Source organism: Fulvimarina pelagi HTCC2506 (assembly GCF_000153705.1).
Taxonomy (GTDB): domain Bacteria; phylum Pseudomonadota; class Alphaproteobacteria; order Rhizobiales; family Rhizobiaceae; genus Fulvimarina; species Fulvimarina pelagi.
This window is the reverse complement of record NZ_DS022272.1, coordinates 2951012-2977218: the sequence shown is the minus strand read 5'-3', so window position 1 is coordinate 2977218 and position 26207 is coordinate 2951012. Positions and strand designations below refer to the sequence as shown.

22 protein-coding genes and 1 riboswitch are annotated in these 26207 nt (G+C 62.6%); of the genes, 10 read left to right on the top strand and 12 right to left on the bottom strand.

Going from position 1 to position 26207, the window contains the following annotated elements; all coding sequences use genetic code 11:
• Positions 1 to 112 precede the first annotated feature (112 nt).
• Positions 113 to 562, bottom strand: coding sequence for a YqaA family protein (locus tag FP2506_RS13905; protein WP_007068169.1), 450 nt, complete (start codon positions 560 to 562; stop codon positions 113 to 115).
• Positions 563 to 796: 234 nt separating this feature from the next.
• On the opposite strand from FP2506_RS13905, the gene FP2506_RS13900 reads away from it, so the two are divergent.
• Both FP2506_RS13900 and FP2506_RS13895 read left to right on the top strand, forming a co-directional pair.
• Complete coding sequence (locus FP2506_RS13900; RefSeq protein ID WP_007068168.1) at positions 797 to 1240, top strand: DUF2852 domain-containing protein; 444 nt, start codon at positions 797 to 799, stop codon at positions 1238 to 1240.
• 260 nt (positions 1241 to 1500) lie between these two features.
• The gene (locus FP2506_RS13895) at positions 1501 to 2196 is read left to right on the top strand and encodes a M48 family metallopeptidase (RefSeq protein ID WP_244404202.1); all 696 of its coding nucleotides are present in this window, start codon (positions 1501 to 1503) and stop codon (positions 2194 to 2196) included.
• Positions 2197 to 2233: 37 nt separating this feature from the next.
• Here the strand turns inward: FP2506_RS13895 and FP2506_RS13890 are convergent, their stop codons facing one another.
• Positions 2234 to 2908 carry a YggS family pyridoxal phosphate-dependent enzyme gene (locus tag FP2506_RS13890; protein ID WP_007068166.1) on the bottom strand — a complete coding sequence of 225 codons (675 nt, stop codon included), beginning with the start codon at positions 2906 to 2908 and terminating at the stop codon, positions 2234 to 2236.
• Between the two features lie 407 nt (positions 2909 to 3315).
• Between FP2506_RS13890 and leuS the strand changes: the two genes are divergently transcribed.
• From leuS to holA, 3 genes are read left to right on the top strand one after another with little or no spacing between them, the layout of a single operon-like run.
• The gene (gene leuS / locus FP2506_RS13885; protein WP_007068164.1) at positions 3316 to 5931 is read left to right on the top strand and encodes a leucine--tRNA ligase; all 2616 of its coding nucleotides are present in this window, start codon (positions 3316 to 3318) and stop codon (positions 5929 to 5931) included.
• Positions 5918 to 6460 carry a hypothetical protein gene (locus FP2506_RS13880; RefSeq protein WP_007068163.1) on the top strand — a complete coding sequence of 181 codons (543 nt, stop codon included), beginning with the start codon at positions 5918 to 5920 and terminating at the stop codon, positions 6458 to 6460. Before leuS ends, FP2506_RS13880 begins: the two co-directional genes overlap by 14 nt.
• 36 nt (positions 6461 to 6496) lie before the next feature.
• Entirely contained in the window at positions 6497 to 7534 is a 1038-nt protein-coding gene (holA, locus tag FP2506_RS13875) for a DNA polymerase III subunit delta (protein WP_007068162.1), read from the top strand.
• A 6-nt stretch (positions 7535 to 7540) separates the two neighbouring features.
• Here holA and FP2506_RS13870 read toward each other — a convergent pair whose 3' ends face one another.
• Positions 7541 to 8731 (bottom strand): winged helix-turn-helix domain-containing protein, encoded by a 1191-nt coding sequence (locus FP2506_RS13870; protein WP_007068161.1) that lies wholly within the window; start codon positions 8729 to 8731, stop codon positions 7541 to 7543.
• A 143-nt stretch (positions 8732 to 8874) separates the two neighbouring features.
• Between FP2506_RS13870 and FP2506_RS13865 the strand changes: the two genes are divergently transcribed.
• The 4 genes from FP2506_RS13865 (at position 8875) to FP2506_RS13850 (ending at position 13259) form a co-directional block, all read left to right on the top strand.
• Positions 8875 to 9273, top strand: a complete 399-nt coding sequence (locus tag FP2506_RS13865) for a DUF1761 domain-containing protein (RefSeq protein ID WP_007068160.1) — start codon at positions 8875 to 8877, stop codon at positions 9271 to 9273.
• A gap of 304 nt (positions 9274 to 9577) precedes the next feature.
• Positions 9578 to 11542, top strand: coding sequence for an acetate--CoA ligase (gene acs / locus FP2506_RS13860; protein ID WP_007068159.1), 1965 nt, complete (start codon positions 9578 to 9580; stop codon positions 11540 to 11542).
• Positions 11543 to 11655: 113 nt separating this feature from the next.
• Positions 11656 to 11991: a hypothetical protein gene (locus FP2506_RS13855; RefSeq protein WP_007068158.1), complete on the top strand. Its 336-nt coding sequence runs from the start codon at positions 11656 to 11658 to the stop codon at positions 11989 to 11991.
• 443 nt (positions 11992 to 12434) lie between these two features.
• Positions 12435 to 13259, top strand: a complete 825-nt coding sequence (locus FP2506_RS13850; RefSeq protein ID WP_007068157.1) for a lytic murein transglycosylase — start codon at positions 12435 to 12437, stop codon at positions 13257 to 13259.
• A gap of 65 nt (positions 13260 to 13324) precedes the next feature.
• Here FP2506_RS13850 and FP2506_RS13845 read toward each other — a convergent pair whose 3' ends face one another.
• The 4 genes from FP2506_RS13845 to FP2506_RS13830 form a co-directional block, all read right to left on the bottom strand.
• On the bottom strand, positions 13325 to 14065 hold the full coding sequence (locus FP2506_RS13845) for a glutathione S-transferase (RefSeq protein WP_007068156.1): 741 nt from the start codon (positions 14063 to 14065) through the stop codon (positions 13325 to 13327).
• 87 nt (positions 14066 to 14152) lie between these two features.
• Positions 14153 to 15622 (bottom strand): mannitol dehydrogenase family protein, encoded by a 1470-nt coding sequence (locus FP2506_RS13840; protein ID WP_007068155.1) that lies wholly within the window; start codon positions 15620 to 15622, stop codon positions 14153 to 14155.
• Positions 15623 to 15746: 124 nt separating this feature from the next.
• A complete protein-coding gene (locus FP2506_RS13835; protein ID WP_007068154.1) occupies positions 15747 to 16502 on the bottom strand; it encodes a sulfite exporter TauE/SafE family protein in 756 nt (251 codons plus the stop codon).
• A 100-nt stretch (positions 16503 to 16602) separates the two neighbouring features.
• The gene (locus FP2506_RS13830) at positions 16603 to 17799 is read right to left on the bottom strand and encodes an O-succinylhomoserine sulfhydrylase (RefSeq protein WP_007068153.1); all 1197 of its coding nucleotides are present in this window, start codon (positions 17797 to 17799) and stop codon (positions 16603 to 16605) included.
• Between the two features lie 79 nt (positions 17800 to 17878).
• A riboswitch (SAM riboswitch) is annotated at positions 17879 to 17956 on the bottom strand.
• 47 nt (positions 17957 to 18003) lie between these two features.
• On the opposite strand from FP2506_RS13830, the gene FP2506_RS13825 reads away from it, so the two are divergent.
• Entirely contained in the window at positions 18004 to 19161 is a 1158-nt protein-coding gene (locus FP2506_RS13825) for a 2'-deoxycytidine 5'-triphosphate deaminase (protein ID WP_007068152.1), read from the top strand.
• Positions 19162 to 19177: 16 nt separating this feature from the next.
• On the opposite strand, the gene FP2506_RS13820 is transcribed toward FP2506_RS13825, so the two are convergent.
• From FP2506_RS13820 to fliF, 5 genes are read right to left on the bottom strand one after another with little or no spacing between them, the layout of a single operon-like run.
• Positions 19178 to 21079 carry a flagellar hook-length control protein FliK gene (locus tag FP2506_RS13820; protein ID WP_007068151.1) on the bottom strand — a complete coding sequence of 634 codons (1902 nt, stop codon included), beginning with the start codon at positions 21077 to 21079 and terminating at the stop codon, positions 19178 to 19180.
• Positions 21076 to 22443, bottom strand: coding sequence for a hypothetical protein (locus tag FP2506_RS13815; RefSeq protein ID WP_148227579.1), 1368 nt, complete (start codon positions 22441 to 22443; stop codon positions 21076 to 21078). The genes FP2506_RS13820 and FP2506_RS13815 overlap by 4 nt, the downstream gene beginning before the upstream one ends.
• A gap of 1 nt (position 22444) precedes the next feature.
• The gene (locus FP2506_RS13810) at positions 22445 to 23638 is read right to left on the bottom strand and encodes a MotB family protein (protein ID WP_040489952.1); all 1194 of its coding nucleotides are present in this window, start codon (positions 23636 to 23638) and stop codon (positions 22445 to 22447) included.
• Entirely contained in the window at positions 23635 to 24486 is an 852-nt protein-coding gene (locus FP2506_RS13805) for a hypothetical protein (RefSeq protein WP_007068148.1), read from the bottom strand. The genes FP2506_RS13810 and FP2506_RS13805 overlap by 4 nt, the downstream gene beginning before the upstream one ends.
• A gap of 3 nt (positions 24487 to 24489) precedes the next feature.
• Entirely contained in the window at positions 24490 to 26145 is a 1656-nt protein-coding gene (gene fliF / locus FP2506_RS13800) for a flagellar basal-body MS-ring/collar protein FliF (RefSeq protein WP_007068147.1), read from the bottom strand.
• Positions 26146 to 26207: the final 62 nt, after the last annotated feature.

The window sequence follows — 26207 nt, the reverse complement described above, 5'->3', positions numbered from 1 at the left end:
AAAACTCGGACTAAGAAAACGTAACCTAGGCTTATTATAAGCGTTCAAATCTATTATCACAGGTAAGTTACCCGGTCCCGTTCCAATGGGCCTTCTCGCAACTTTGTCTCGTTCACTGGAGGAGTTCGGAAAGGCCGATGGTCGCTCCGGCAACGGCGGCGTATCGTGCAGTTTTGCCAGCAGCGACGAGGATCGTGAAGGTAGCGAGATGTACACGCAGGAAGCCGGCCGCGAGCGTGAGTGCATCACCGCCGAAGGGCCACCAAGCAAAAAGGAGCATCCATACGCCATAGCGTCGAAAGACCGTTTGAGCCTTGAGAAGAGCGGGCTTCGGAAGCGGAAACCAGCGTCTGTCGGCATAACGTGCGAGATACCGACCCATCGCCCAGTTGACCACCGAGCCGAGCGTATTGCCGGTGCTGGCGACCAGGACAGCCGTGACTGGATCGACAACCGTTTCGGTAAGGGTTGCGACCAAAACGACTTCGGAAGCGCCAGGCAGGATCGTGGCCGCGAGGAAGGCGCTCCAGAAGAGCCCGGCCAGAATGGCAATATCCGTCATCTGCGAGCGATAGCCGTCTTCCGCCGATCCGAAAAGATGGAATCAGGTCTGCAGCCAAGCCTAGTGAAACGAAGCAGCCAAGATGTGCCGACGTCGTCTCATCTGATTTCTTCATCTCGGTGATTGAACGCACTGTCTGCCATCACCACATCATGCGGGAAATAAAGACGAGCACTCTCTGCGGGTCGACGATGCTTGGCGTCGTCGCCGATTTTCAAAAGGAACGGGATCACCATGACTTCACGCGCCCTTATTCGGCCGGCCTGGACGCCAGCAACGATCGCCCTGATGGTTGGCGGTTTCTTCGTGTTCTGGCCGCTCGGCCTGGCAGTTCTTGCCTATATTCTGTGGGGCGATCGGCTCGACGCGTTCAAGCGCGACGTCAATACATCGACCGACCGCTTCTTCGGCGGTCTGAAGCGGGCCGGTTTCGATGCGTCGTCCTTTGGTGGGCAGCGTACCGGCAATGTCGCTTTCGACGACTGGCGCGACGCCGAGCTGAAGCGCCTCGACGAGGAACGACGCAAGCTGCACGAGGCTTCGGCCGAATTCGAAGCTTATGCTCGCGAACTGCGGCGAGCAAAGGATCAGGAAGAGTTCGATCGCTTCATGCGTGATCGTCGTTCACGCGGGACCCGCAAAGACGAGGGTCCGGTGGTCGATGGCCACCCAGCTTGATGGCGGTCTCTTGCGGCTGACCTGAGTTGGTCGCGATGAGTTGCTCAAGTGAAGGCGGTGCCTTGCGGCGCCGCCTTTTTCTTTGCGCAACTGCAGACCACGATGGAAACGCCGGCGAACAAACCGGCCGAGCGAATGGCGTCGCCATGAGAGCGACTCGATTGTCGTATCATGTGTCACCGAACGGACGAATCATTCTCGACTTGAGACCCATGCCGCTCAAACTCCGTAGTCTCTATCGGCGTCCCGACGCATTTCCCATGCCGGATTTCGTGGAGGCCGGAGGAAGGCAGGTGCCGGTTACGGTACGCGAAAACGCCCGCGCCAAACGGCTGATCCTGCGTGTCGCACCAGACGGCGGAGTTATCGTCACGGTCCCGCCGCGGACGCGGAAGAAGGTGCTGTCCGATTTCATCACGCGGCATCGCGACTGGATCGCGGAGCGGGCAGGGGGTGCAGCAGCGCCGGTCACGGTCGCTGACGGCTGCACGATTCCCATTCGCGGCGCGGCTATCCGGCTCGTACATTGTGGCGGGCGGAGAGTTACGCGTCTCGATACCGATTCGCGTGAACTGTCGATCGGCGGAATGCCGGAGCACTTCAGCCGGCGGGTGAAGGACTTCCTACGCAAGGAAGCCAAAGTCGATCTGACGGCGGCGGTTTCAAACCACGCCGTGCGTGTCGGATTGAGCCCAAATGCGCTTTCGCTCAAGGATACGGTCAGCCGCTGGGGCTCCTGCACGTCCGATCGCCGCCTCTCGTTCTCTTGGCGGATCGTCATGGCGCCGCCCAATGTGCTCGACTATCTCGTGGCGCACGAAGTCGCTCATTTCAAAGAGATGAATCACTCGGCCGCGTTCTGGGCCCTCTGCCGCGATCTCTGCCCGGACATGGATGAGGGGCGAACCTGGCTCAAGGCAAACGGCGCATCCCTCCATCGCATCCGTTTCGACTGAGCGCGAGCGTCGACGTTTCACGTGAAACGCTCGCGGTTCAGTTTCCCGAGTAGTCCCGCTCCCCGAAGATCGCCGAGCCGACGCGGACGCTCGTAGCGCCGAATTGAATCGCGGTCTCGTAGTCACCGCTCATGCCCATGGAGAGCTTCTCGACGCCGGCCTCCCCCGCGAGCTTGGCGAGCAGTGCGAAGTGGGGGCCCGGGTTCTCGTCGACCGGCGGGATGCACATGAGACCCTCGATCGTCAGGCCGTGTTCGGAGCGGCAACGCTCGACGAAGGCGACGGCCTCCTTCGGCAGGATGCCCGCTTTCTGTTCTTCTTCTCCGGTGTTCACCTGAACATAAAGGCGTGGGTTTCGGCCCTGCTTTTCGACTTCCTTGGCGATTGCGCGTGCGATCTTTTCCCGGTCGACGCTTTCTATGACGTCGAAAAGTGCGACGGCATCGCCGGTCTTGTTGGACTGAAGGGGCCCCACGAGGCGCAGTTCGATATCAGGAAAGCGCTCGCGCAGCGTTGGCCATTTGGCTTGGCTTTCCTGTACCTTGTTCTCGCCGAATACCCGGTGCCCGGCTTCTAGCAGAGGCAGGATCTTGTCCTCGCCATGGGTCTTGGAAATTGCGACCAGGGCGACGCTGTCCGGCTTCCGACCGGCATCGGCCATCGCCTTCGCGATGGCGTTTTTTACGGCGTGATACTGGTCGGCGACGGCCATCGGGACGGCTCCTTCTGATTCTGAAAGGATCTGGGCATATATTGCAGGAGTGGATGCCCGACGAGAACGGGTATCCAGAGCCTAACTCAACACGGTGACCCGAATAACCACGGTTCAGTTGGCCGAGATTTCTTGACGCTCAGCGTGATGCTGAACGAGATCAGTTCCATCGTTATCAGTTCATCCTCGAGCGTGAAGCTGTCTCCTTCAGCCCTCGAACCGGTTTCTTGGCGAACGCAATTTGCCGGCAAGAATGATCACCAGCGCGAAGACTGGCTACGGTGACAACGCCACCAGGATACGGCAGCGGCGGCCCGAGACCGCGGTTTCGGTTGACGCTTTCGTCAAAGCCGTGTTGAACACCGGCATTCTTTTTCCGTCAATCTGGCCCTTCCGATACCCGAGCTATGACCATCGAACGATATAATCCGCGTGCCGTCGAACCTCGCTGGCAGACAGCTTGGGACGAGGCGGGTCTTTATGAGACGAAGACCGACGCGCCGGGCGAGAAATACTATGTGCTGGAGATGTTCCCCTATCCCTCGGGGCGCATTCACATGGGTCATGTGCGCAACTACACGATGGGCGACGTGGTGGCGCGCTACAAGCGGGCGCAAGGGTTCAACGTAATCCATCCGATGGGCTGGGACGCATTCGGAATGCCGGCGGAGAACGCGGCGATGCAGAACAAAGTGCATCCGGCAAAATGGACCTACGAGAACATCGCGTCCATGCGCACCCAGCTGAAGTCGATGGGGCTTTCGCTCGATTGGTCCAGGGAATTCGCGACCTGCGACGTCGAATATTATCATCGCCAGCAGATGCTCTTCCTCGACTTCCTCGATGCGGGACTCGCTTATCGCAAGAAGTCGAAGGTGAACTGGGACCCGGTCGACATGACCGTGCTCGCCAACGAACAGGTTGAGGACGGCCGCGGCTGGCGCTCGGGCGCGCTCGTCGAGCAGCGCGAACTGACCCAGTGGTTCTTCAAGATCACCGATTTCGCCGAGGATCTGCTCCAGGCGCTCGACCATCTGCCGAACTGGCCGGAAAAGGTCCGGCTGATGCAGAAGAACTGGATCGGCAAGTCGGAAGGCCTGATGGTCCGCTGGTCGCTGGCCGAGGGCGGCAAGCCCGAAGGCATCGACGAACTGACCGTCTTCACGACACGGCCCGACACGCTGTTCGGAGCCTCCTTCCTCGCGGTCGCGGCCGATCATCCGCTGGCGTTGAAGCTCGCCGAGAGCGACCCAAAACTCGCCGAATTCGCGGCTGAATGCCGGCGCTCGGGCACGAGCGCCGAGGCGCTGGAGACGGCCGAAAAGAAGGGCTACCAGACCGGCGTCGAGGCAGTGCATCCGTTCGATCCGAACTGGAAACTGCCGGTCTATGTCGCGAACTTCGTGCTGATGGACTACGGCACCGGCGCAATTTTCGGCTGCCCGGCACACGACCAGCGCGACCTCGACTTCGCGCGGAAATACGTGCTGCCGGTCAAGCCCGTGGTGCTGCCACCGAAGGAGGACCCAACGGTCTTTTCTATTTATTCCGAAGCTTATGATGGCGACGGCGTGCTGTTCAACTCCGGGTTCCTCGACGGCAAGACGCCGGACGAGGGTTTCGAGGCGGTCGCGAGCCGGCTCGAGAACGCCGACTTAGCCGGCAAACCCATAGCAGAGCGGAGGATCAATTTCCGCCTGCGCGACTGGGGCATTTCGCGCCAGCGCTACTGGGGCTGCCCGATCCCGGTCATCCATTGCGAAGCCTGCGGCGTCGTGCCGGAGAAACGGGAGAACCTGCCCGTCGAACTGCCTGAGGACATCGACTTCGAAAAGCCGGGCAATCCGCTCGATCGCCATCCGACCTGGCGGAAGACCTCCTGTCCGCAATGCGGCGCCGAGGCGCTGCGCGAGACGGATACGATGGACACCTTCGTCGACTCGTCCTGGTATTTCGCCCGCTTCACCGCTCCGCGCGCCGAGAATCCGACCGTACCGGACACTGCCAATCAGTGGCTGCCGGTCGATCAGTATATTGGCGGCATCGAGCACGCGATCCTGCATCTTCTCTATTCGCGCTTCTTCGTACGCGCCATGAAGACGACCGGGCATCTCGATCTGGGCGAGCCATTCAAGGGTTTGTTCACGCAGGGCATGGTCGTCCACGAGACCTACAAGGACGGCCGCGAATGGGTGCCGCCGGCTGATGTGAACATCTTCGAGGAGAATGGAAAGCGCGTCGCGACCCGCATTTCCACCGGGGCCGAGATTGCTATCGGCGGCATCGAGAAGATGTCGAAGTCGAAGAAAAACGTGGTCGATCCGGAGGATATTATCGGCCGGTTCGGAGCCGATACCGCGCGCTGGTTCGTGCTCTCGGACTCTCCGCCCGATCGCGACGTAATCTGGACCGAGGCGGGCGCGGAGGGTGCCTTCCGCTTCGTCCAGCGTTTGTGGCGGCTCGTCAGCGAAGCCGCGCCGCACGTGGCCGGTACAGGTGCCGTGAGCGATCCCGAGGCGCAGCCGGGCCTCGATATCCGCAAGGCCGCGCATCGTGCGGCGCATGGCGTCCAAACCGACATTGAGCGACTCGGCTTCAACAAGGCGGTTGCGCGGATCCACGAACTCGTCAACGCGCTGGCCGGCCCCCTGTCCGAGATCGGCAAGGCGGATGCCAATACGAAGGCTGCCGCCGCTGCGGCGCTCGACATGCTCGTCCGACTGATCGCACCGATGATGCCGCACTTGGCGCAGGAATGCTGGACGCTCCTCGGGCACGAGGATTTTGTTTCCGCGCAGAGTTGGCCGGCGGTCGACGCGGGGCTCTTGCGCGACGACAGCGTCACACTTCCCTTGCAAATCAACGGAAAGAAGCGCGGCGACTTGACCGTCTTGGCCGAGGCCAGCAAAGCTGAAATCGAACAAGCAGCGCTCGCCGCCGAGGTCGTGCGGCAGGCGCTGAACGGCGGCGAACCCAAGCGGTTGGTCGTGGTGCCGGGGAGAATCGTGAATGTGGTCGTCTGATCGTTTCAAGCGCTGCGGCGTTGCGCTCGCTGTCGTCGCCGGCCTCAGCGCGTTCTCCGCCTGCACGGCGCGGCCGCTCTATGCCGATCTTTCCGCAGCCGATGGTGTTTCCGCATCTCGACTTGCGAGCCTGAGAGGGCGGATCGCGATCACCGAGGCGAACACCCGAACTACGCAGATCGTGCGCAACGAACTGCTCTCGCGTCTTAACGCGGGCGCGCGGGTCGCTGAGCCGCTCTACGCGGTCAGGCTGGACGCTACAGGGGTCGAACGCGGCATCTCGATTGAAACGGGCGGCGTTCCTCGTTCCGCGATCTACGATCTGACGGTGACCTACAGTCTCATCCGGCTTTCTGACGATCAAGTCATCGATAGTGGCAGGCGAGAGATCATCACCCCTTACGACCGCACATCGCAGCTTTATCAGGCCCAGCGCGCGCTGCTCGATGCCCGCGAACAGGCCGGCAAGGAGGCTGCAGCCCAGCTCGAAATCACGATCGCGACCGCCCTCCAGCAGGAAGGCTACTGATTTCGGTCAAGCCTGCCGCGGCTCGAAAGGTTCGTCATGGCTCAGAAGAAGGCCGGCGAGGTCGACGCCTTTCTGTCGCGGCCGGACTTTTCCTATCCGGTCATCCTCCTCTATGGGCCCGATCCGGGGCTCGTCTCCGAACGTGCGGCGACGATCGCGGGGCATTCGGGCATCGATCCGAGCGATCCCTTCGCAAGCGTCAGCCTGTCAGCCGACGAGCTCGAAAAGGATATCGGCCGCCTCTACGACGAGGCGCTGACGGTCTCGCTGTTCGGTGGCACGCGGCTGATCCGGGTGCGCGGCGCAGGCACCGGGAAGGTGCTGTCTGAAGCGGTAGCAACGCTTTCTGAAAAGAAACTCGAAGGCGCGATACTCATCGTCGAAGCCGGCGACTTGAAGAGAAACGCCGCACTGCGGTTGAGCGTCGAGAGGGCCAAATTCGCGATCGCCCTGCCATGCTATCAGGACGAGGGCCGAGCTCTCGACCGAATGATCGATGAGGAGTTTTCCCGCGCCGGTCTACAGATCGACCGCGAGGGGCGCGAAGAGCTGAAGAGCCGCCTGGGCGCGAACCGCATGGCCTCTCGCGGCGAGGTGGAGAAGCTCTGCGTCTATGCTTACGGCACCGAGCGCGTGACGGCCGACGACGTCGCGGCGATCGTCGGCGATGTCTCCGCCGATGCCGTCGACGAGGCGATCGACGCGACGATCAGCGGGGCGGTGAAGAAGCTGCCGGCGCTGATCGAGCGTTTGACGGATGCCGGCACGCCGATCTTCCAGCTTCAGCAGAACCTGCTTCGCACCATTCAGCAGCTGACGGCAATGCGCGAGATCGTGGAGCGCCAGGGCGAGCCGGTGAGCCGGGTCGTTGAGCGCCGCCGCCCGCACTTCAAACGTAAGGCTGCGCTGGAGACCGCACTCGCTTCTTGGCCGCTCGATGCGCTCGCCCGAACGGCACGGCGGATCGAGACCGACATTTTGCGCAGCCGCAAGGAAAACCAGATGGCGCTGACGATCACCCGCCAGATGATGCTATCGATCGCCGTCGAAGCGGCGAAGAACCGTAGGGGATAAGCCGGCTTACCCAGCACCCCGGAGCCATCCGGCCTCGTAGCGTGTCTCCTCGCATTCGGCAAAGCGGGCGAGGCGTTCGATCTCCTTGGAGAGTGCTTCCATGCGGCCTGCGGAGCGCCTGATGCCCTTCTCCGGCCAGAAGGCGCGGACGTTCAAAGTGCCGCTCGCGCGGTCGGCCTTCGTGTCGAGACGTCCGATGATGCGGTCGCCTTGAAGGACAGGGAAGACGTAATAGCCGTATTGCCGCTTGGGTTCGGGCACGAAGACTTCGATCCGGTAGAAGAAGCCGAACAAGCGTTCGGTGCGGTTTCGGTCGCGCAGCATCGGATCGAAGGGTGAGAGGATTTTCACCCGCGTCGCATTCGTCGGTATGTCGGAGATGGTGTCGAGAAGGCCGGGCCGCGCGATGTGGCGGCGCGATCGGCCGTCGGAGCCTTCGACATCGATCTCCTCCAAACGGTCGACATCCAACTCGCGCGCTACCCACGTCTTCGCTTCGGCTGGGCTGATCAGCTTCCAGAAGGCGGCGAGCTCGCCAGAGGTGGCAAAGCCAAGCCTGTCCAGGGCGGCGTTGCAGGACCAGTCGAGCGTCTCTTCGAGGCTGGCGGTCCCGCAGTTCGGATAGACGCGGGCAGCGAGATCGTAGATCTTGTTGAAATTCTCGCGCCGCGTAATCGCCAGCCTTCCGGTGCGCCAGAGGAACTCGAGCGCGGTCTTGGAGGGGTGCCATTCCCACCAACCCCCGCCCGAACGTTCTTCCTCGTGGCCGATATCGCCGACGCCTACAGGTCCCTCCGCCTCGATATGGCGGAGCGTCTCGTCGAGTTTGTCCTGAAATGCCGCGCCTCGCCACTCGATGAAGCGCTCAAGTAGCGCCGGATAGGTGCGCTCGAACTTCATCTTCCAATAGGGCAGGAAGTCCATCGGGATGACCGAGGCGTCATGAGTCCAGTGCTCGAAGACTGCCCGGTCGCGCTCCATCAGCAGTTTGAGCGCTTTCGGCTTGTAGCCGGGCTGCCGGGCTCGCAGGATCATGTGGTGGGCGCGCTCGACCGTGCGGATCGAGTCGAGCTGAACGAAGCCGAGATTGCGGATCAGAGCTCCAAGATCTGTTGTCTTGCCGGTGATGCCGGCAAGGAGATGCCGGTCGAGAAAAATCTGCCGTGCCGTTCGATTATCGAGAACCGGGATCGCCATCGCGTCTCCAAGGCTGTTCGGCCGCAGCCTTACCGATTGAACCCAGGCCGATTACGGCTCGTTGGGTACGAAATCCGCCTGCCTTTCAGATAAGGACTGGACCGCAGCTGATGCGGACCAGTCGCAAGACAAGGACATGCCTCATGGGCTTCACCAATTTCAGCCCGCTCGGCGTCGTTATCGCTGCCTTCGCCGCCTTTCTCTTCGGATTTTCCTGGCACCGGCTTTTCGAAAAGCCCTGGATGACTGCCACTGGCTATTCCAGCAAACCCGCCCTGAAGCCGGGGCCACTGGTGATCGTCTTCATCGCATACATCGTCATCGCCGGCATGCTGGCCGGGTTGACGGCCCACATCGGCAATGTCGGCGTATACGAAACCTTCGTGACCGGCATTCTCGTCTGGGCGGGCTTCGTGCTCGCGACGATGGTCGTCGACCATTCCTTCGAGGCCCGTTCCCGCAGGCTGACCTACATCAATGCGGGCCACTGGTTCGGTGTATTTCTGATCATGAGCGTGGTCATCGGGCTGCTTGGCGGTTGACGTCGCAATACGTCGATCGTGCTTGCTGCGCCTCACCCAGAGAGCAGACCGCATGGACAATCGCGCTCCGACGCAATGGTGACCTCGAAAACTACGGCCACGCCTATGTGCCGGAGCGTGATCTCTGGCGTGACCGAACGCTGCGACTTACGACGGATTGCCAGACGGCATCGAGAGTTTATGTCTTTGCGGAAGTGCATCGTGGGAACGTTCGCCGGATGCCGACGGGACTGGAACCTTCCGCATGAGGTTCCTCGGGCGTTCGAGGCTGCGTGCGAAGGGCAGAGCATTCGAAACTGGGAGGATGAACCGAATGACGATGATCGAAGTCAAGGACGAGTGGAAATCGCGCGCCAAGATCGACAAGGCGACCTATGACGAATGGTACAAGCAGTCGATCGACGATCCGGAAGGGTTCTGGAAGCAGCACGCCAAGCGCATCGACTGGATCAAGGAACCGACCAAGGTCAAGTCGATCAACTACACGTATCCCGACGTTTCGATTAAATGGTTCGAGGACGGCGAACTCAACGTCTGCTACAACTGTGTCGACCGGCATCTGAAGGACAAAGGCGATAAGACCGCTATCCTCTGGGAAGCTGACGAGCCGGGCAACGCACAGCACATCACCTTCCAGCAGCTACACGAGCACGTCTGCAAGTTCGCCAACGTCCTGAAAGAGCTCGGTGTTCAGAAGGGCGACCGCGTCGTCATCTATCTGCCGATGATCCCGCAGGCGGCCTACGCCATGCTTGCCTGCGCCCGAATAGGGGCTATCCATTCTGTGGTCTTCGCTGGCTTCTCGCCCGGCGCCTTGCGCGATCGCGTCAACGACTCGGAGGCCAAGGTCGTCATTACGGCGAATCATGCGCCGCGCGGCGGCAAAGCCACGCCGCTGAAGAAGAACACAGACAAGGCCTTCGAAGGCATCGAAGGCGACGTCAAATGCCTCGTCGTCAAGCGCACCGGCGACGACACACCTATGACCGACGGCCGCGACTTCTGGCTCCACGAGATGGAAGGCAAGGTCGGCAATGACTGCGATTGCGAACCGATGAACGCGGAAGATCCGCTCTTCATCCTTTACACCTCCGGATCGACCGGCAAGCCGAAGGGCGTCGTGCATACTTCGGGCGGCTACATCGTCTACACCTCGATGACGCACGAGTACGTTTTCGACTACCATCCGGGCGACATCTATTGGTGCACTGCGGACGTCGGCTGGATCACCGGGCACAGCTACATCGTCTACGGCCCGCTCGCCAACGGTGCTACGACGCTCGTATTCGAATCGACGCCGACCTATCCGGATGCCTCGCGGTGCTGGAAGGTTTGTGAGGAGCACAAGGTCAACCAGTTCTACACCGCGCCGACAGCGATCCGCGCCCTCATGGGTAAGGGCCGAAAGCATGTCGAGGGACATGACCTCTCCGCGCTGAAGATCCTCGGCACGGTCGGCGAGCCGATCAATCCGGAAGCCTGGAATTGGTATTACGAAGAGGTCGGCCATTCCAACGTGCCGATCGTCGACACCTATTGGCAGACCGAGACGGGCGGCATCCTGATCACGCCACTGCCGGGTGCAACGCCGCTGAAGCCGGGTGCCGCCTCCAAGCCTTTCTTCGGGGTCAAGCCTGTGATCCTCGAACCCCAGTCGGGCGAGGTTCTGGAAGGCAATGGCGTCGAAGGCGTGATCGCGATCACCGATTCCTGGCCCAGCCAGATGCGCACAGTCTACAAGGACCACGAGCGTTTCGTGAACACCTACTTCCAGCAATACAAAGGATATTATTTTACGGAAGACGGCGCGAAGCGCGACGAGGACGGCTATATCTGGATCACCGGCCGCGTCGACGACGTGATCAACGTCTCCGGCCACCGCATGGGTACGGCCGAAGTCGAGAGCGCGCTTGTCGCCCATAAGGCGGTTTCCGAGGCGGCGGTCGTCGGCTTCCCACACGATGTCAAAGGCCAGGGCATCTACTGCTATGTCACCCTCATGGAGGGCACCGAGCCAAGCGATGACCTGCGCGATGAGCTGATTAAGCATGTCCGTTCGGAGATCGGCCCGATCGCCAAGCCGGATGCTCTGCAGTTCGCGCCTGACATGCCGAAGACCCGCTCGGGCAAGATCATGCGCCGCATCCTGCGCAAGATTGCAGAGGACAAGCTCGACGAACTGGGCGATACCTCGACGCTCGCCGATCCGTCGGTCGTCGATCACTTGATCGAAAACCGCCAGAACAAGGGCGGCAAGGCTTCGAGCTGATTTAGATCTGGCCTCGTTTATTTCATTTAGAAGGCGGCCCTTCGGGACCGCCTTTTTGATGCCCTGCCTGCATTCGGCGTTGAACATCCTCGGCCATTTACCGATGCCTCTCGATGACTGATCGCGATTACCCCGAGACACCCGACGGCCGCTATTTCGTCGCAAAAGGCAGGCTCTGGCGAAAGACCGATCCGCGGCTTTCCGAAGAGGAACGGCAGGCAGCGGTTCGTGATCTCATGAAGGCGCGCCGGGCCGTGAAGAAGGCGGCTGGCGGCGAGGCGGAGCGCAATGCGCGGGATGCCGTCAATTCCGCGAAACGCCGCCTCGGAGAGCGCGGGCCAGTCTGGTGGGACGACGGTGCGCCGGACGAGACGCAGAAGGCGCCCTGGAACTCGTCCTATGCCGGCTGGTGGGAGGGTCTTGAGACAAAGGAGAACGGCGGCGGCTGACACCTTCGCAAAACTGCGCCGGCATTCTACTCCCGCTCGCAAACCTTGTTCGCTCGCGCAGGTAAAGATATGACCTCAGCGTCGACGTCATCCCGATGCCGTTGCTGCGATACAACAGGGCCAGGGTGACGAACTGAAGTGAAAATGCCCGTGGCGTTGCGGTTTGCGCGCCTGCCTAAGGAGTTTGGTGCCTTTTTGGCAACGTCGAAGCAAGCTTTCCTGCGTAGGTTTGGAGCTTGTCACCGTTTTGCCGTTGTCTTCGGGTGAAAACCGGGTGCTGCGGGTCTTGAGGATGACCTGCAAACTCCTATTGCCGGTCTCGATCGTGTGCCGCCATTCAATGAACGTTCAGGCGTTCGAGTGAAGATGGCCGGTCAGCGATTTGTTTCCGGCCGAGACATTGCGACCGCGCCCATGACGGGCCAGCCGACAAGGATCTGTAAATGACTTCATTCAAGACCATGCTGAAGGGACTGGGCATTGCTGCCGCCCTTTCGCTCGGCGCGACTTCCGCTTATGCGCAGCAGTGCGGCAACGGCCCCGGCGGCTTTGAGCAGTGGAAGCAGCAATTCGCAGGCGTCGCGCAGCAGAACGGCGTAGGCAGCCGTGGACTGCAGGCTTTGGCCAGCGCCCGCTACAACCAGAAGACCATCCAGATCGACCGCGCTGCGCAGCGTGGAGGCTCTGCCTTCACCATGAGCCTCGACACCTTCCTGAAGAAGCGCGGCGGCGCCTCGATCGTCGCGACCGGCAAGCGCAAGCTCGCGCAGAACCGTGGCATGTTTCAGGACATCGAGCGCCGCTACGGCGTGCCGCCAGGACCGATCCTTGCCATCTGGGGCATGGAAACCGGTTTCGGTGGTTTTATGGGCGGCGAGAACGTGGTCTCCTCGGCCGCGACGATCGCCTATGACTGCCGGCGGACTGACTTCTTCAAACCGCACCTGATCGCAGCCCTGCAGCTGGTCGATCGTGGCGGCCTGTCTCCGAACTCGCGCGGCGCGGGCCATGGCGAATACGGTCACACCCAGTTCCTAGCCGCCAACATTCTGCGCTACGGCGTTGATGCCGACGGCAACGGCCGGGTCGATCTTGCCAGCAGCCGCGACGCTCTCTACTCGACTGCGAACTTCCTGCGCTCGCATGGGATGACGCAGAATTATCAGCAGGGCCAGGCCGGCTATCGCGGGATCCAGGGCTGGAACGCGGCCCCGGTCTACCAGCAGGCCATCGCCTATCTCGGCTCGCAGATCGACGCCGCGCGCTGATCCCGATCAGTCGAAACAGACATGACGCAGCCCCGGTCGCATAGCGGCCGGGGTTATTCATTCGCTCATTGCCCGCCGCTTGCCGGATCGAGTTCCGGGTAGCGCCGGAAGAGGCCGTCCGTGCTGAAGCGGAGCGCACGATCGCTGCCCTGATAGGCGATCACCTTCGGGAGCTTTGCGATGGTGCGGCATAGCTCCTGCACCTTGGGTGCCGCCTGCGATGCTTCCCCCATGGCGTTTGGGAATGCGTAGGCGAGGCCGCGGCAGGTATGGAAGAGGCCGAGATCGGCGTAGGTCATCCTGTCGCCGACGAGCCAGCCGGAATCCGTGGGATTGTTCTCGATGAGATTCTCGTACCAGGCGAGGAATTTCGGGATGCGGTTGTTCCTGAAATCCTCCGCCCGGCGCATCGCTTCCGGCTTCTGGTCCTCGTAGTAGAGCGAAACGCTGATCGGGTGGTGGGTGTCGTGGGCCTCGGCCGCAAAGTCGGCCGTCGTCACCGCGACGGAGAGGGCGAAGGCGCGATCGGCCTCGGCTTCCGGCGCAAGACCGCATTGGGCGGCGACATGAGCGCAGCAGAGCGCAGTCTGGGAGACGAGGATACCGTCGTCGACGATGAAGGGCGGGGCAAAGGGGATCGGATAGCCCTTGCGGCCTTCGAGGAAGGCGACCATCGCCGGCATGCCGCCGCCCTCCGCCTCGGGCAGGCGAACGACATCGCGATATTTCAAGCCACCGGCTTCGAGCACCAGCCGGACATATTCGCCCCGGCCGGGAATGTCCGGCCAGTAATAGAGATCGATCATGATGCGTGCGCCTCGAAACGTCCGTGGTTCGACGTTTCCGGAGCTACGACTGGCCAGTTCGATGACAAGCGGTTGGTTGCCTGAATTCTAAGCGAGATAGCTTTCGAGCGCTGCCTTCGTGCCTTTCTCGTAGAGCATCCTGAGCCAGTTCCCGAAGGGCTCGGCGAAGCGGGGTTCGTCCTTCAGCGAGCCGTAGATGTCGGTCATCTCCAGCCAGGCGGACGGGTTTTCCTTGGCGGCCTTCGCCTGTTTGGTCAGCCGGTCCCAGCTCGGATCGTTGTCCTCGATCGTCTTGCCGCTGTCGGTCTCGCCGAGGCAGTAGCGGCACCACAGGGCGCTTTCGAGGGCGAGGCCCGTAACGTCGCGGCCCTTGGCAATATTGTCCTTGATCGAGGGGATGATGAATTTCGGCTGGCGGTTCGAGCCGTCGAGGCAGAGCCGACGGATCGTGTCGGCGATCTTCGGATTGGCGAAGCGCCTCTGGATCAGCGCGAAATAATCGTCGAGGCTGGTGTCCGGCACCGGCGGCACGATGGGGATCACCTCCTCGGTCTCGACCTTCTTCAGAAAGCGCGAGACGAGATCGTTCTCCATCGCCTCATGAGCGAATTCGATGTCCATGAGCCCCGACGGATAGGCGATGATCGCGTGGCCGCCGTTGAGGATGCGAATCTTCATGGTCTCGTATGGCGAGACGTCCGGCACGAACTGGACGCCCACCTGATCGAGCGCCGGACGGCCGGCGGTGAACTTGTCCTCCAGAACCCACTGGATGTAGTCCTCGCAGAAGACCGGCCACTCGTCGGCAACTCCGAAGTCGTCGCGCACGATGCGCCGTTCCCGGTCGCCGGTCGCTGGGGTAATGCGGTCGACCATGCCGTTCGGAAAGGCGACGTTCTCGCCCACCCAGGCGGCGAATTCCGGATCGGCTTCCTTGGCAAGGCCCATGACGGCGTCCCGCGCGACGCGCCCGTTGTGGGGAAGGTTGTCGCAGCTCATCACCGTGAAGGGTTTTTGGCCCGCGTCTCGCCGATTTTTGAGCGCTTTCAGGATGACGCCGAAGACGGTCTGCGGCGCGTCGAGATTGTTTGCGTCAGCGACAATCTTAGGGTTCGTCGGATCGAACTCGCCGGTCGAGGGATCGACGAAATAGCCGCCTTCGGTGACCGTGAGCGAGACGATGCGGATGGCCGGATCGGCGAGGCGCTCGACGATCTTTTCGGGGTCCCCTGGCTCGACGAAGTCGACCATTGCGCCGGTGACGCGGGCGGTGGAGCTTTCCGCCTCCTGGGCGACGACGGTAGCGAGATAGTCCTGCGCCTTCAAAGTGTCGCGCACCTTGGCGTCGAAGGGCATGAGGCCCGCGCCGACAAAGGCCCAGTCGAGATCGCGGCCGGTCTCGAACAGGCGGTCGAGATAGACCTGCTGGTGGGCGCGGTGGAAATTGCCGACGCCGATATGGAGGATGCCGGGCTTCAAATCGACTCGGCTATAGGACGGCCTGGCGACATTTGCGGGAAGGTCGTTCAGGGTTTGAAGCGACAATTTCGTGGTCATCTGCAGTCCTCCTCCCGCCGATCGACGTCTCGGCCTTCGCGCATCGAAGCGCGTTTTGACGCGTCATCAGAACATAGGCGGGACGGCAAGTCTGCAACCGTCTGCGATGGCGTTCGTCTCTTTGTCAGCCGGTGACGAAGTAATAGCCCGCGAGGAAGATCCCGAAGCCGATGACGAAGATCCTGACGGCGATCTGCGGTACGCGCTGGGCGATCCGGACGCCGAAATAACCGCCGAGCGCGATGCCAGGCACCATCGCGAGGGCCCCCGGCCAGTCCACGACCCCGCCCGAGACGAAGACCACGATCGCGACGACGGCGATGACGTTGGAAAGGACATTCTTGATGGCGTTGAGGCGGTGATAGTCGCCGCTCTCGGTCAGTCCCAGCGTTGCCAGCATCATGATTCCCATGCCAGCGCCAAAGAAACCGCCATAGATCGAGCCGAGGAACTGGACGATCGGGCTCGCATAGGTCCTGCCTTTCGCCGCAGCCTCTTCGTGCTCCCGGCGCGGCCTCAGCCAGGGGCCTGCCGCGAACAGCGCGGTCGCAGCGAGTAGCAGCCAGGGCACCATCACGCGGAAACGGTCGTTGTCGAGCCAGAGAAGGATCATCGCACCGATGACCGAGCCGAGGATCGAGGCGATGGCGAGGAGCACGAGCCCACGCCAGAGCTTCGCGATGTCCTTTCGATAGGGCAGCGTCGAGGTGAGATAGCCCGGCAGCTGGGCGATCGCCGAGGAGGCGTTCGCCACCACCGGCGGCATGCCGATGAGCGAGAACGCGCCGAAGGAGATGAACGTCCCACCTCCTGCAACGGCGTTGATGGCTCCTGCAAGCAGTCCCGAAAGGAAGAGGAGGGCGATGGTGAGGAGAGACATGGCGGCTCGGCGAGGTTCGTATGCGGGCCGGCATGTCACGCCAATGCGAGCGACGGCAAGGTGAGAAACGGAGAGTTCGAGAGCGCTCCTTACTGGCGGCTCATACTCTTTTCAGCGCTCCTTCAATATCCTCGAGAATATCGTCCGTATCCTCGATGCCGACCGAGAGGCGCATCAGGCCGTCGGAGATGCCGAGCTGGTCGCGGGCCTCCTGGCTGAGGTTCTTGTGGGTGGTGGTCGCCGGATGGGTCGTCAGGGTCTTGGCGTCGCCGAGATTGTTGGTGAGAAGGACGAGTTCGAGGCCGTTGGCAAAGGCGAAGGCTTCCCTTTTGCCCCCCTTCATCTCGAACGCGATCAGGGTGGAACCGCCGGTCATCTGCTTCTTCGCGACCGCCGCATCCGGATGGTCGTCGCGGCCGGGATAGAAGACGCGGGCGATCTTCGGATGATCGGCGAGATAATCGGCGATTCGGGCGGCAGAAGCCGTCGCCTGCTTCACGCGCAATGGCAGTGTTTCGAGGCCCTTTAGCAGCGTCCAGGCGTTGAACGGCGACATCGCCGGCCCGGTGTGGCGATAGTAGTCGTGCAGGTTTTCGTCGATCCAGTCCTTCGAGGAGAGGACGACACCGCCGAGGCAGCGGCCCTGGCCGTCGATATGCTTGGTCGCCGAATAGACGACGACGTCCGCGCCGAGTTCAAGCGGGTGCTGGAAGAGCGGGGTCGCGAACACGTTGTCGACGACGAGCCGCGCGCCTGCCTGATGGGCGATCTCGGCGACGGCTGCGATGTCGATCAGTTCGAGCGTTGGGTTGGTCGGCGTCTCCATGAAGAAGACCTTGGTGTTCGGCCGCACCGCCGCCTGCCATTCGTCGAGATTGCGCCCGTCGACGAAGGTGGAGGTGACGCCCATGCGGCCGAGCACGGTCTCCACCACATAACGGCAGGAACCGAAGAGGGCGCGGGCCGAAACCACGTGATCGCCGGCCTGAAGCTGGCATTGCAGCGCGGTCGAGACAGCCGCCATGCCCGAGGCCGTGGAGCGGGCGTCCTCGGCCCCTTCGAGCAGCATCATGCGCTCCTCGAACATGCGGGTCGTCGGGTTGGAATAGCGCGAATAGATGAAGCCCGGCTCTTCGCCCTTGAAGCGAGCCTCGGCCTGTTCGGCGGTGGCGTAGACATAGCCTTGCGTGAGGAACATCGCCTCGGAGACTTCGCCGAAATTGGACCGCATCGTCCCGCCGTGCACGAGTTCCGTGGCGGGCCGCCAGCCTCGTCTATTGTCGTCGCGCTTCAGCATGGTCGTTCGAACTCCCGACACGAAAAAACCGGCCTGGCGAAGATCGCTGGAAAGCCGGTTCGAAAAGGACCCCTGACGGTCCACGATCGGATCGGCCCTTTAGCGAGTTGTTTAACGTGGCTGCAAGCCGGCCGGCCAAATCACCACTGTCCTTTGCGCATACGCCGATTTCGTCTAAGCGTCAATTCTCATCGAAATGGCCGGATGCGCGAGGCGTTCAGGCTTGAGACGACTCAAAGCAGCGGAACGAGGCTGGCGGTGGCGAACGAGCAGGCGAAACCTCAAGGCGGCATTCTGCCCGATCGCGACATCGCCGAATTATTCGAGACTGGGTCGATTGCGATCCCGCGCGCTCGAGACGAGGACCAGATCCAGCCAGCTTCGCTCGATCTGAGGCTCGGGGACCGTGCCTACCGCGTGCGGGCGAGCTTTCTGCCGGGAATCGAGCGCACGGTCGAGGACAAGCTGAAGCGGTTCTCGCTGCACGAATTCTCGCTGGAAGACGGCGCAGTTCTCGAGACCGGATGCGTCTACATCGTGCCGCTTCAGGAAAAGCTGCGGCTGCCCGATGATGTCCGCGCGACCGCGAACCCGAAATCCTCGACCGGCCGGCTCGACATTTTTACGCGCGTCCTCACCGATCGCGGCCGGGAGTTCGACAAGGTGGCGGCCGGCTATGACGGGCCGCTCTATCTCGAAATCTCGCCGCGCACCTTTCCGGTCCTCGTGAGGCAGGGCTCGCGGCTTTCGCAGATCCGCTTCCGGCGGGGCGAGCCGACGCTGTCCGGCGCAGATCTCGAAGCGCTGCACGGCGAACATCGGCTAACCTCCGATACCGCCGCCAACATCACCGGCGGCGGCATCGCGCTCTCGATCGACCTGATGGGGAATGCCGACGATCTCGTCGGCTATCGCGGCAAGCGCCACACCGGTGTCGTCGACGTCGACAAACGCGGGACGAACGCTGTCGCGGACTTCTGGGAGCCGCTCTATCGGCAGGGCCGGGGGGAGCTCGTGCTCGATCCTGACGAGTTCTACATCCTCGTCTCCAAGGAAAGCGTCCACGTGCCGCCCGCCTATGCCGCCGAGATGACGCCGTTTGATCCATTGGTAGGCGAATTCCGCGTCCACTATGCCGGCTTCTTCGATCCGGGCTTCGGGCACGATGCGGCGGGCGGTTCGGGCTCGCGGGCGGTGCTGGAGGTGCGCAGCCACGAGGTGCCGTTCATTCTGGAGGACGGCCAGATCGTTGGCCGCCTTGTCTACGAGCACATGGCCTCGCTGCCGGACCGGCTCTACGGCGCGGACCTCAAGAGCAATTACCAGGCGCAGGGCCTCAAGCTGTCGAAGCACTTCGCCTGAGGGCAATGGCGAACCGTCAGAGATAGAGGTCGGAACCGCTCCGGCGACCGCGCTCCAGCCCGTGGCCTTGATTGGGACCCGCATGCTCCTGCGATGACTGACGACCGTTCGAACGATTGCCGCGCTCGCTGTCCTGGCCGCGCGACTGACCCGTATCGCCGTTCGCGGCATTGCCGTCCGTTCGGCCCTGTGACGACGGGTCGAAGCCCGATCCCGCTGTTCGTGTCGGCTGAGCGCCGCTGTCCCTCAGCGTGATCGTCACCTGGGCCTCGTCGAGGTCGAAGCCGGCCGAGGCCATGGCCGCTTTCAGGCCTTCGCGGTCGTCCTGAAGCCGCATCAGCGTCTCGGGTTCACTGACCGAAAGATCGAGCGTCATCTGGCCGTTCACGACCTTCATTAGAACGTCGAGCGTGCCAAAATGGGCTGGCTGGAGCTGGATCTGAAGCGTCTTCATGGCAGCGCCGCCGGCTTGGTAGCGCACACGTTCGGACGAGCCTTCATAGGCGGCTTGGGGGACGCTTGCGGTCTGCGGTGCCGGGCCTTGGCGGTTGCCGGTCTGGGGCAGGTTCTCGGCGATGATCGAGCCCACCTGCCGGCCGAAATCGGCATTCGCGTCGATCGTCTTCTCGACTTTCACACCGCTCACTTCGGCTCTTGCGGTTTTATCGATGGGAATCCTGTCGGACGCAGCGGGATGCCGCACCGTTTCGGCACCGCGCTCGCGCAGTGGCGGCTCATTGGTTGCAGCGATCGATTTGTCCGCAGCCGCGCCGGATTTCATGTCGCGACCGGTGTCAGCAGGAATAGTTTCGGCTGCCGCCCCCGGCATCGTGGGGCGGGATGCCGGCAAGGACGAATTGGAATCGGCCGCTTTTGCCTCGCCCGTCTTCGCGTTGCCCGTCGCCTCGAAGCCGGTCGGGTTGGCGTGGAGATCAGCGGAGGCCGCGCCGGTCCGGACTGCGGTTTCGAGCCTCTGGGCCGCCAGCGGATTGGCGCCGACTGCCGCTTTCGCGCCGTTGGCATCCATGCCGGCCGGCTGGAAATCGGTCCGCATCGAGACGAGGTCTGCGCGGGCCGAGATGCCTTTTGCGGGCTCAACGGACGCAGCAATACGATGCGGAGTAATCGAAACGTCCGCCATGTCGGACGTCGGGAAGAGCTGCGGGCTGTTCGCGGTGACCTTGCCCTCGGATGCGGGAACGGCCGCACCCGGAGCCGTTTGCGACTGAAGACGGAACGATCTCATGTCCGCTGTGACGGACCCGAGCCTGCTTCCGTAGCCGTTCAGGAGCTGCTCGAAACTCGGTTTGCCGCGAAATTCTGCTTCGCCGTTCGCCGTCCATCCGGCAGTCTGGTCGGAGAGAACGCTTTCGGCTCGCGATGAAGTCTGCGGCGGCAACACCGTGGGAGTATCCCGTCCCGGCTGGATCGCCTCGGCAGGCTTGCCCTCCGCGCCGAGCTCTGCGTCAAAGCCGCCACCAAGCTGTTCCTCGCCGCCGTCGCGCCTACCGGCCGTCTTTTCCTTAGCTACCGGCGCGTTGCTCTTCTTTTTGCCGGTGATCTCGAAGTCTGCGGACATTGCGTCTTTCGTTTCGTTCGCGGTGGCTTGTTCCTGATCGTTGCGAGCCGTGAGAAGCGTGCGCTCGAAGCTGAGGCGACCGAGAGGGCTCGCACTCTTCCCACGTTGCGGCTCAACTGTTTCGGGGCTGGCGTCTTCCGCCGTGCCAGAGACGTCGCTTGCCGCGATGGCGCGCGCCGAACGGTCTTCACCTTCGCTCGACCCACCCGGCTTGCGGCCCGGCCCGCCCTTCAGGAGAAGGTCGAAACCGGTCTGTTCCTCTTTGCCGCGTGGTGTTGTCCCCGCGCGCTTGGTGAGGCTGGTGCTTTCGAGCAGCGAAGAAGAAATGAGCGCGCTCATGGGGCGAAGTTCTCCAGATCTCTTTCGACGGCATCGATAAGGGAGGCGGCGCGTTTCAGCGTCTGGTTGTCGAGTGCGGGATCGGTATTGCCAGCCGAGGCTGAAATCTCCGCCGGTTCGCGGATCGCGTCGACGACATCGAGCGCGGCTTCCTTCAGCGCGAGGTCGGAGGGGTGAAGCTGCTCGTCCTCTATGGCGCCGAGCGTCGCGAGGATCTCGCCTTCATCGAGTGCCGAAAGAGTCGAGGCGACCTCGTAGAGGAGCGCGCGCTGACGGTCGGCGGGATCGGCCGCTTCGATGGTCAGCGCTTCCCGTGAGGCCTCGGCCGCAAGTTCCAGATTGCCGCCCACCAGGGCGCGCCGGGCGACGGAAAGATACATCGCGAGCTTCTGATCGTCGGGGAGAAGACGCAATGTGCCCGCGAGGGTATCGAGCGTTGCTTCCTCGCTGCCCTTCGGCCTGTCGGAATAGACGGCGGAGAAGCGCGTGCGGAAGTTGCCGGCATAGACCGATGCCGCATAGCGGTCGAAATATTGCCGGGCGTACCGGTCCGCCTTCTCGGTCTCGCCGGCATTTTCGGCAAGGAGCACCCCAAGCCGAAGTGCCGCTTCGTCAAGCAATGTGCCGGGGGCGGCCAGCATCACCTGTTCCAGGAGCATCAGCGAGCCGGCGGGATCCTCGGCCTCGCGGAGCTGGGCGAGCGCGAGGCGGACCTGCGCGGCAAAGATCGTCTCCTCGCGAGAAAGATCGATCGTCGAGAGCTTGGCTTCCGCCTCGTCCATGCGGTTGTCCGCATAGGCCAGCACGCCTTCGATCAGCGGCCGGTGCTTTTCTTCGAAAACGCCTGCGCGATAAAGCTCCGAAAGCGGCGCGGAAGGACCGCCGGACAGGACAAAGAGGACCACCGCGCGGACATTGCGCTTATCGGTCCACACGTCCGAGGACCGCGCAGAGAGCGAAGGGCCAAAGCGACGCAGCAATCGGCGCTGAACCTGCAATGCGGCCTTGTTGCCGCGGGCGGCTTGATCCTGGAGATATTGCAGGGACCGGATGACCTCGAAGGGCATCGGCTCGCGTTCAGTCTGCCAGATCGCGCCCGCATGCTCTTCTTCTGGCGGATCGCCTGCGTGATCGCTTTCGTCGCCTGCATTTTCTTCATGGCCGGCTGCCGGATGGGCGGCTTCGCCAGGATGCCCCTCACCGATTGCGTCCGTCTGGCTCTCTTCGCCGCGAGCGGCTTCCGCAGCAGCGCGAACCTCGTCCGAAACGTTTTGACGGGCTGCTTCAGCTGACAGCGCCGCCCCGGCCCCGGCTAGCGCGAGGCAACTGCTGACAAGGAGCAAGCGGACACCTGCATGCACCACGTCAGGCATCCTCGACGAGAAGAATTTCGATGCGACGGTTGATGTCGGCTTCGGGGTTTTCCGCATCCTTCGGCTGGCGATCGGCAAAGCCTTCGATCGACTCTACCCTTTCGGCGCCGAGGCCGCCCCGGGTAAGCATGTAATAGGCCATATGGGCGCGCGCGGTCGAAAGCCGCCAGTTGTCGTAATTCTCGCTGGTGAACGGCCGCGCGTCGGTGTGGCCTCGGATGATGATCCTGCCGTTCCGAGTTTTCAGAACATTGGCGATCTTCTCCATCATCTGGACGGCCGCGCCGTTCGGCTTGGCCGAACCCACCGAAAACATGCCCGAGTCGAAGTCGTCGGCGAGCGAGATCATCAGACCGCCTTCCCCTTCAGAGACTTCGACCTGGGAGGGCACGCCTTCACCCATATCGGCAAGTTCGGCCTCGATATCGCTCTTGAGATCGGCTGTCCGGCTCGTCGCCGCGGCCTCGGCAGTCTCAGCTTCCGTTTCCAGATCTGTCTCGGCGCCCGTCGCGGCCTTCGCGGCAACGGTCGTCTCGCCAGTTTCTTCGGCACTGGACTCGGTTTCGCTCGCCTCGGTGCCTTCCGGCGGCAGGACGGCAGTCTTGAATTCTGCGGGAGGCAGATCGTCGAGTTCGCCGCCGCTCTCGCGCATGTTCGGCGAGAGCTGCCATGACTGGGGATCGAACGGGTCGCGATAAGCATCGCCGCCGTTAAGGCCGGTGAGGCCGGTCCCGTCCGGCTCACCCTCGTTATCGCCCGAACCGGTCGAGACGGAATTGGCCGCGATTTCGGCTAGGACGGCATAAGGGTCGCGGAACAGTGCCTGTTCCTCACCGCCGGTCTCGTCGCCCGCAAGCGGCTGGCCGCCGGACTTGCCGACGATCTCCTCTTCGACGAGACCCTGATTTTCGTCTTCCACCTCCGACTGAGCCTGACGCTCCTTAAGTCCCTTCGAGGCCGGCGTTGAATCTGTAAGCTGGATCGGATTGAAATATTGCGCGACCTGGGTTCGGGTCGCCTCGTCGGTGGAATTCGTCAGCCACATCACGAGGAAAAACGCCATCATCGCCGTCATGAAATCGGCAAACGCGATCTTCCATACACCGCCGTGATGCTCGTCGTGCCCACCGCCGCGGCGGCGCACGACGATGATTTCTTGGTGGTCGCGGTGGCCTGCTTCGCTCATGACAGCGCCGTCTCCAACGCCGAGCGCCATTCGCCGAGGCGCGACTGCAGGACGGTCTGGCCGATTTCGATCTTGACCTCGGATCTATCGTCGGACGGATGGAAGGTGACATGCGCGGCGCGATCACCAAGAGCGGTCTCAAGTCGATCCAGAAGATCGGCGGGCCCGCTTGCCTTCACTGAGATCGCCTTCCCGTCGAAAGACAACATGCCGATCGACTGGACGAGTTCGTCGATGCTCTGCCGCTGACGCGTGTTGATTGCGAGCGGTTTCAGAATGCTTGAAAGCGTCTTGCGCATCGCTTCGCTCAAGCGTGCCGTTTGATCGGCGAGTGCGGCGGCGAGGCGTTCGCCCTCGGCCTCCGCCCATTCGGCACGGGCTGCTTCGATCGCCGATTTCTGCCGCTCTTCGGCGGCAGTGCGCTCCTCTTCGACGGCGGCCTCGATCGCTGCCTCACGGTCGGCCTCGGCCTCCGCGAGCGCTTCGGAGCGGCCTTCATCGTAGGCAGCCTTGCGCGCAGCTTCGAGAGCCTTCGATGCGTTGAGCCGGCTTGCTTTGCTTCTCAGATCGTCCTGCAGCGCGCGCGCGTCCTTCGTCGGTTGCTGCGGCGCTGCCCGACTACGAAGCTCGCTTTCCATTTCCTTGAACAGCTCGGCCGTATCGACTCCATCCTCGCTGCCAGCGAACCCCTCGAAGGTCTCGGGCCTCGTCTGTTGAACCGCCCGGTCATTGCCGACTGCGCTGAAATCGCCGGGCCGCTTGCCGCCTCGCGTCTGCCGCTTCGGGGCGAAGCTCTGGAAGCCGCCATCGCCGTCGCGCTCATTGAGATATTGTGCGAGAGGGATCATGATTTATGCGGCCTCTTTCTGCTTGAGCCATTGCTTGAGAACATTGGCAGCCTGGTTTTCGTCGATGTCCACAAGCGCTTCCAGACGTGCCTGAGGCGAGCGAGCCGCCCCCGACAGATCCTCGACGAAGCCTTGCGTGCCGTTCGCTGGTGCGAGGCTACCCACCGAACCTGACTCCATGCCTTCGCCGACGCGCTGCAAGGTTTCGATCGAATTGTCGTTGTCGGCTTCGCTTTCTGCAGGTTCCGGTGCGGCAAGGGCGCGGATCGCCGGCTTGAGACCGAACCAGATGACGAGGACCGCCACCACGAGGATCGTCAAGGCGTTGATGAGCGTGCCCGACTGGCGCATGAACATCTCGCTGAAGCCCGGCCCCGGGATAGGTTCGAGGCTGCCCGCGGCGTCGACGAAATCGACGGCCGTCACCTTCAACTGATCGCCGCGCGCCTCGGAATAGCCCGATGCCGACGCGACGAGGGATTCGATTTCGGCGATCCGTGCGTCGATGTCGGTGTCGGTCGCATTCTCTCCGATCGCAGCGGCAAGGCGCTGTCGGTTGATCACGACCGCGATCGAGAGCTTCTCAACTTCGTAACCTTCAGATGTTGTCTGGATGGTCTTTTCGTTGATTTCGTAATTCGTCAGCTCTTCGCGGCGCTCTTTCTCGTCCGACGAGCTCTCGCCGCCGGGCGCGCCCTCCACCTCGTCGGCCGCCTGGATGTCCTGTTCGATGCCCACCGCTTCATTCTGGGTGGTGTTCTGGCTCTGATCCATCTCCTTCATGGAACGCACAGAGCGCTCGACACGGCTTTCAGGATCGAAGATGCGCTCCGAGATCTGCTGGCGATCGGTGTTGAGGCTCGCAGTCACCGAGGTCTGGAAGTTGCCAACGCCGAGATAGGGCGCCAGCGTGCGGCGGATCGATTCCTCGACGCTGCCGGACATGATCTTCTCGATGCCGAAGAGCTTGCTGGGCGCGGAGGAGACGCCTTCCTCGCCGGACGCCAGAAGCGTGCCGTCGGAATTGAGGACCGTGACCTCTTGTGGGGTCATGCCGGGGATGGCAGCAGCGACGAGCGAGCGGATTGCGGAAGCGGATCCGAAATCCTCCGAACCGTCGGTGCGAATGACGACGCTCGCCGAAGGCTTGCGTCGCTCCCGGCGGAACGAGCCCTCGTCGGCGAGCACGACATGAACCCGTGCGGCCCGAATGTTTGCAAGGGTCTGGATCGTGCGGGCGATCTCGCCTTCCAGGGCGCGGACGCGCGTCACCTCCTGCATGAATGAGGTGAGGCCGATCGAGCCGATATTGTCGAAGAGTTCGTAGCCGGCATTTTCCGAACGCGGCAGGCCTTTTTCGGCAAGCAGCATACGCGCCTCGCCGGTCTGCGAGAACGGCGTCTGCACGGCATCGCCTTCGGCAGTGACGTCGAACGGGATGCCGGCCTCGGTGAGGGCGGCGCCTATGCGGGTGACGTCCTGCCGGTCGAGCCCGGAATAGAGGGTCTCCATGTCGGCCCGCGAGAGGAAATAGCTGCCGAGGCCCACGAGCACGACGACCAGAAGTCCGACGATGCCGAGCGCGCCCAACTTCTTCGGACCGAGCTGTGAGAGGTTGGAGACGATCTGTTGTGCCTGTCCGCCCAGAAGACCGGCCATGACGCACCCCCGCATTGACGCTTAAGAATTGGTTACCTCGGGCGGACCATGCGTCGGGAAGC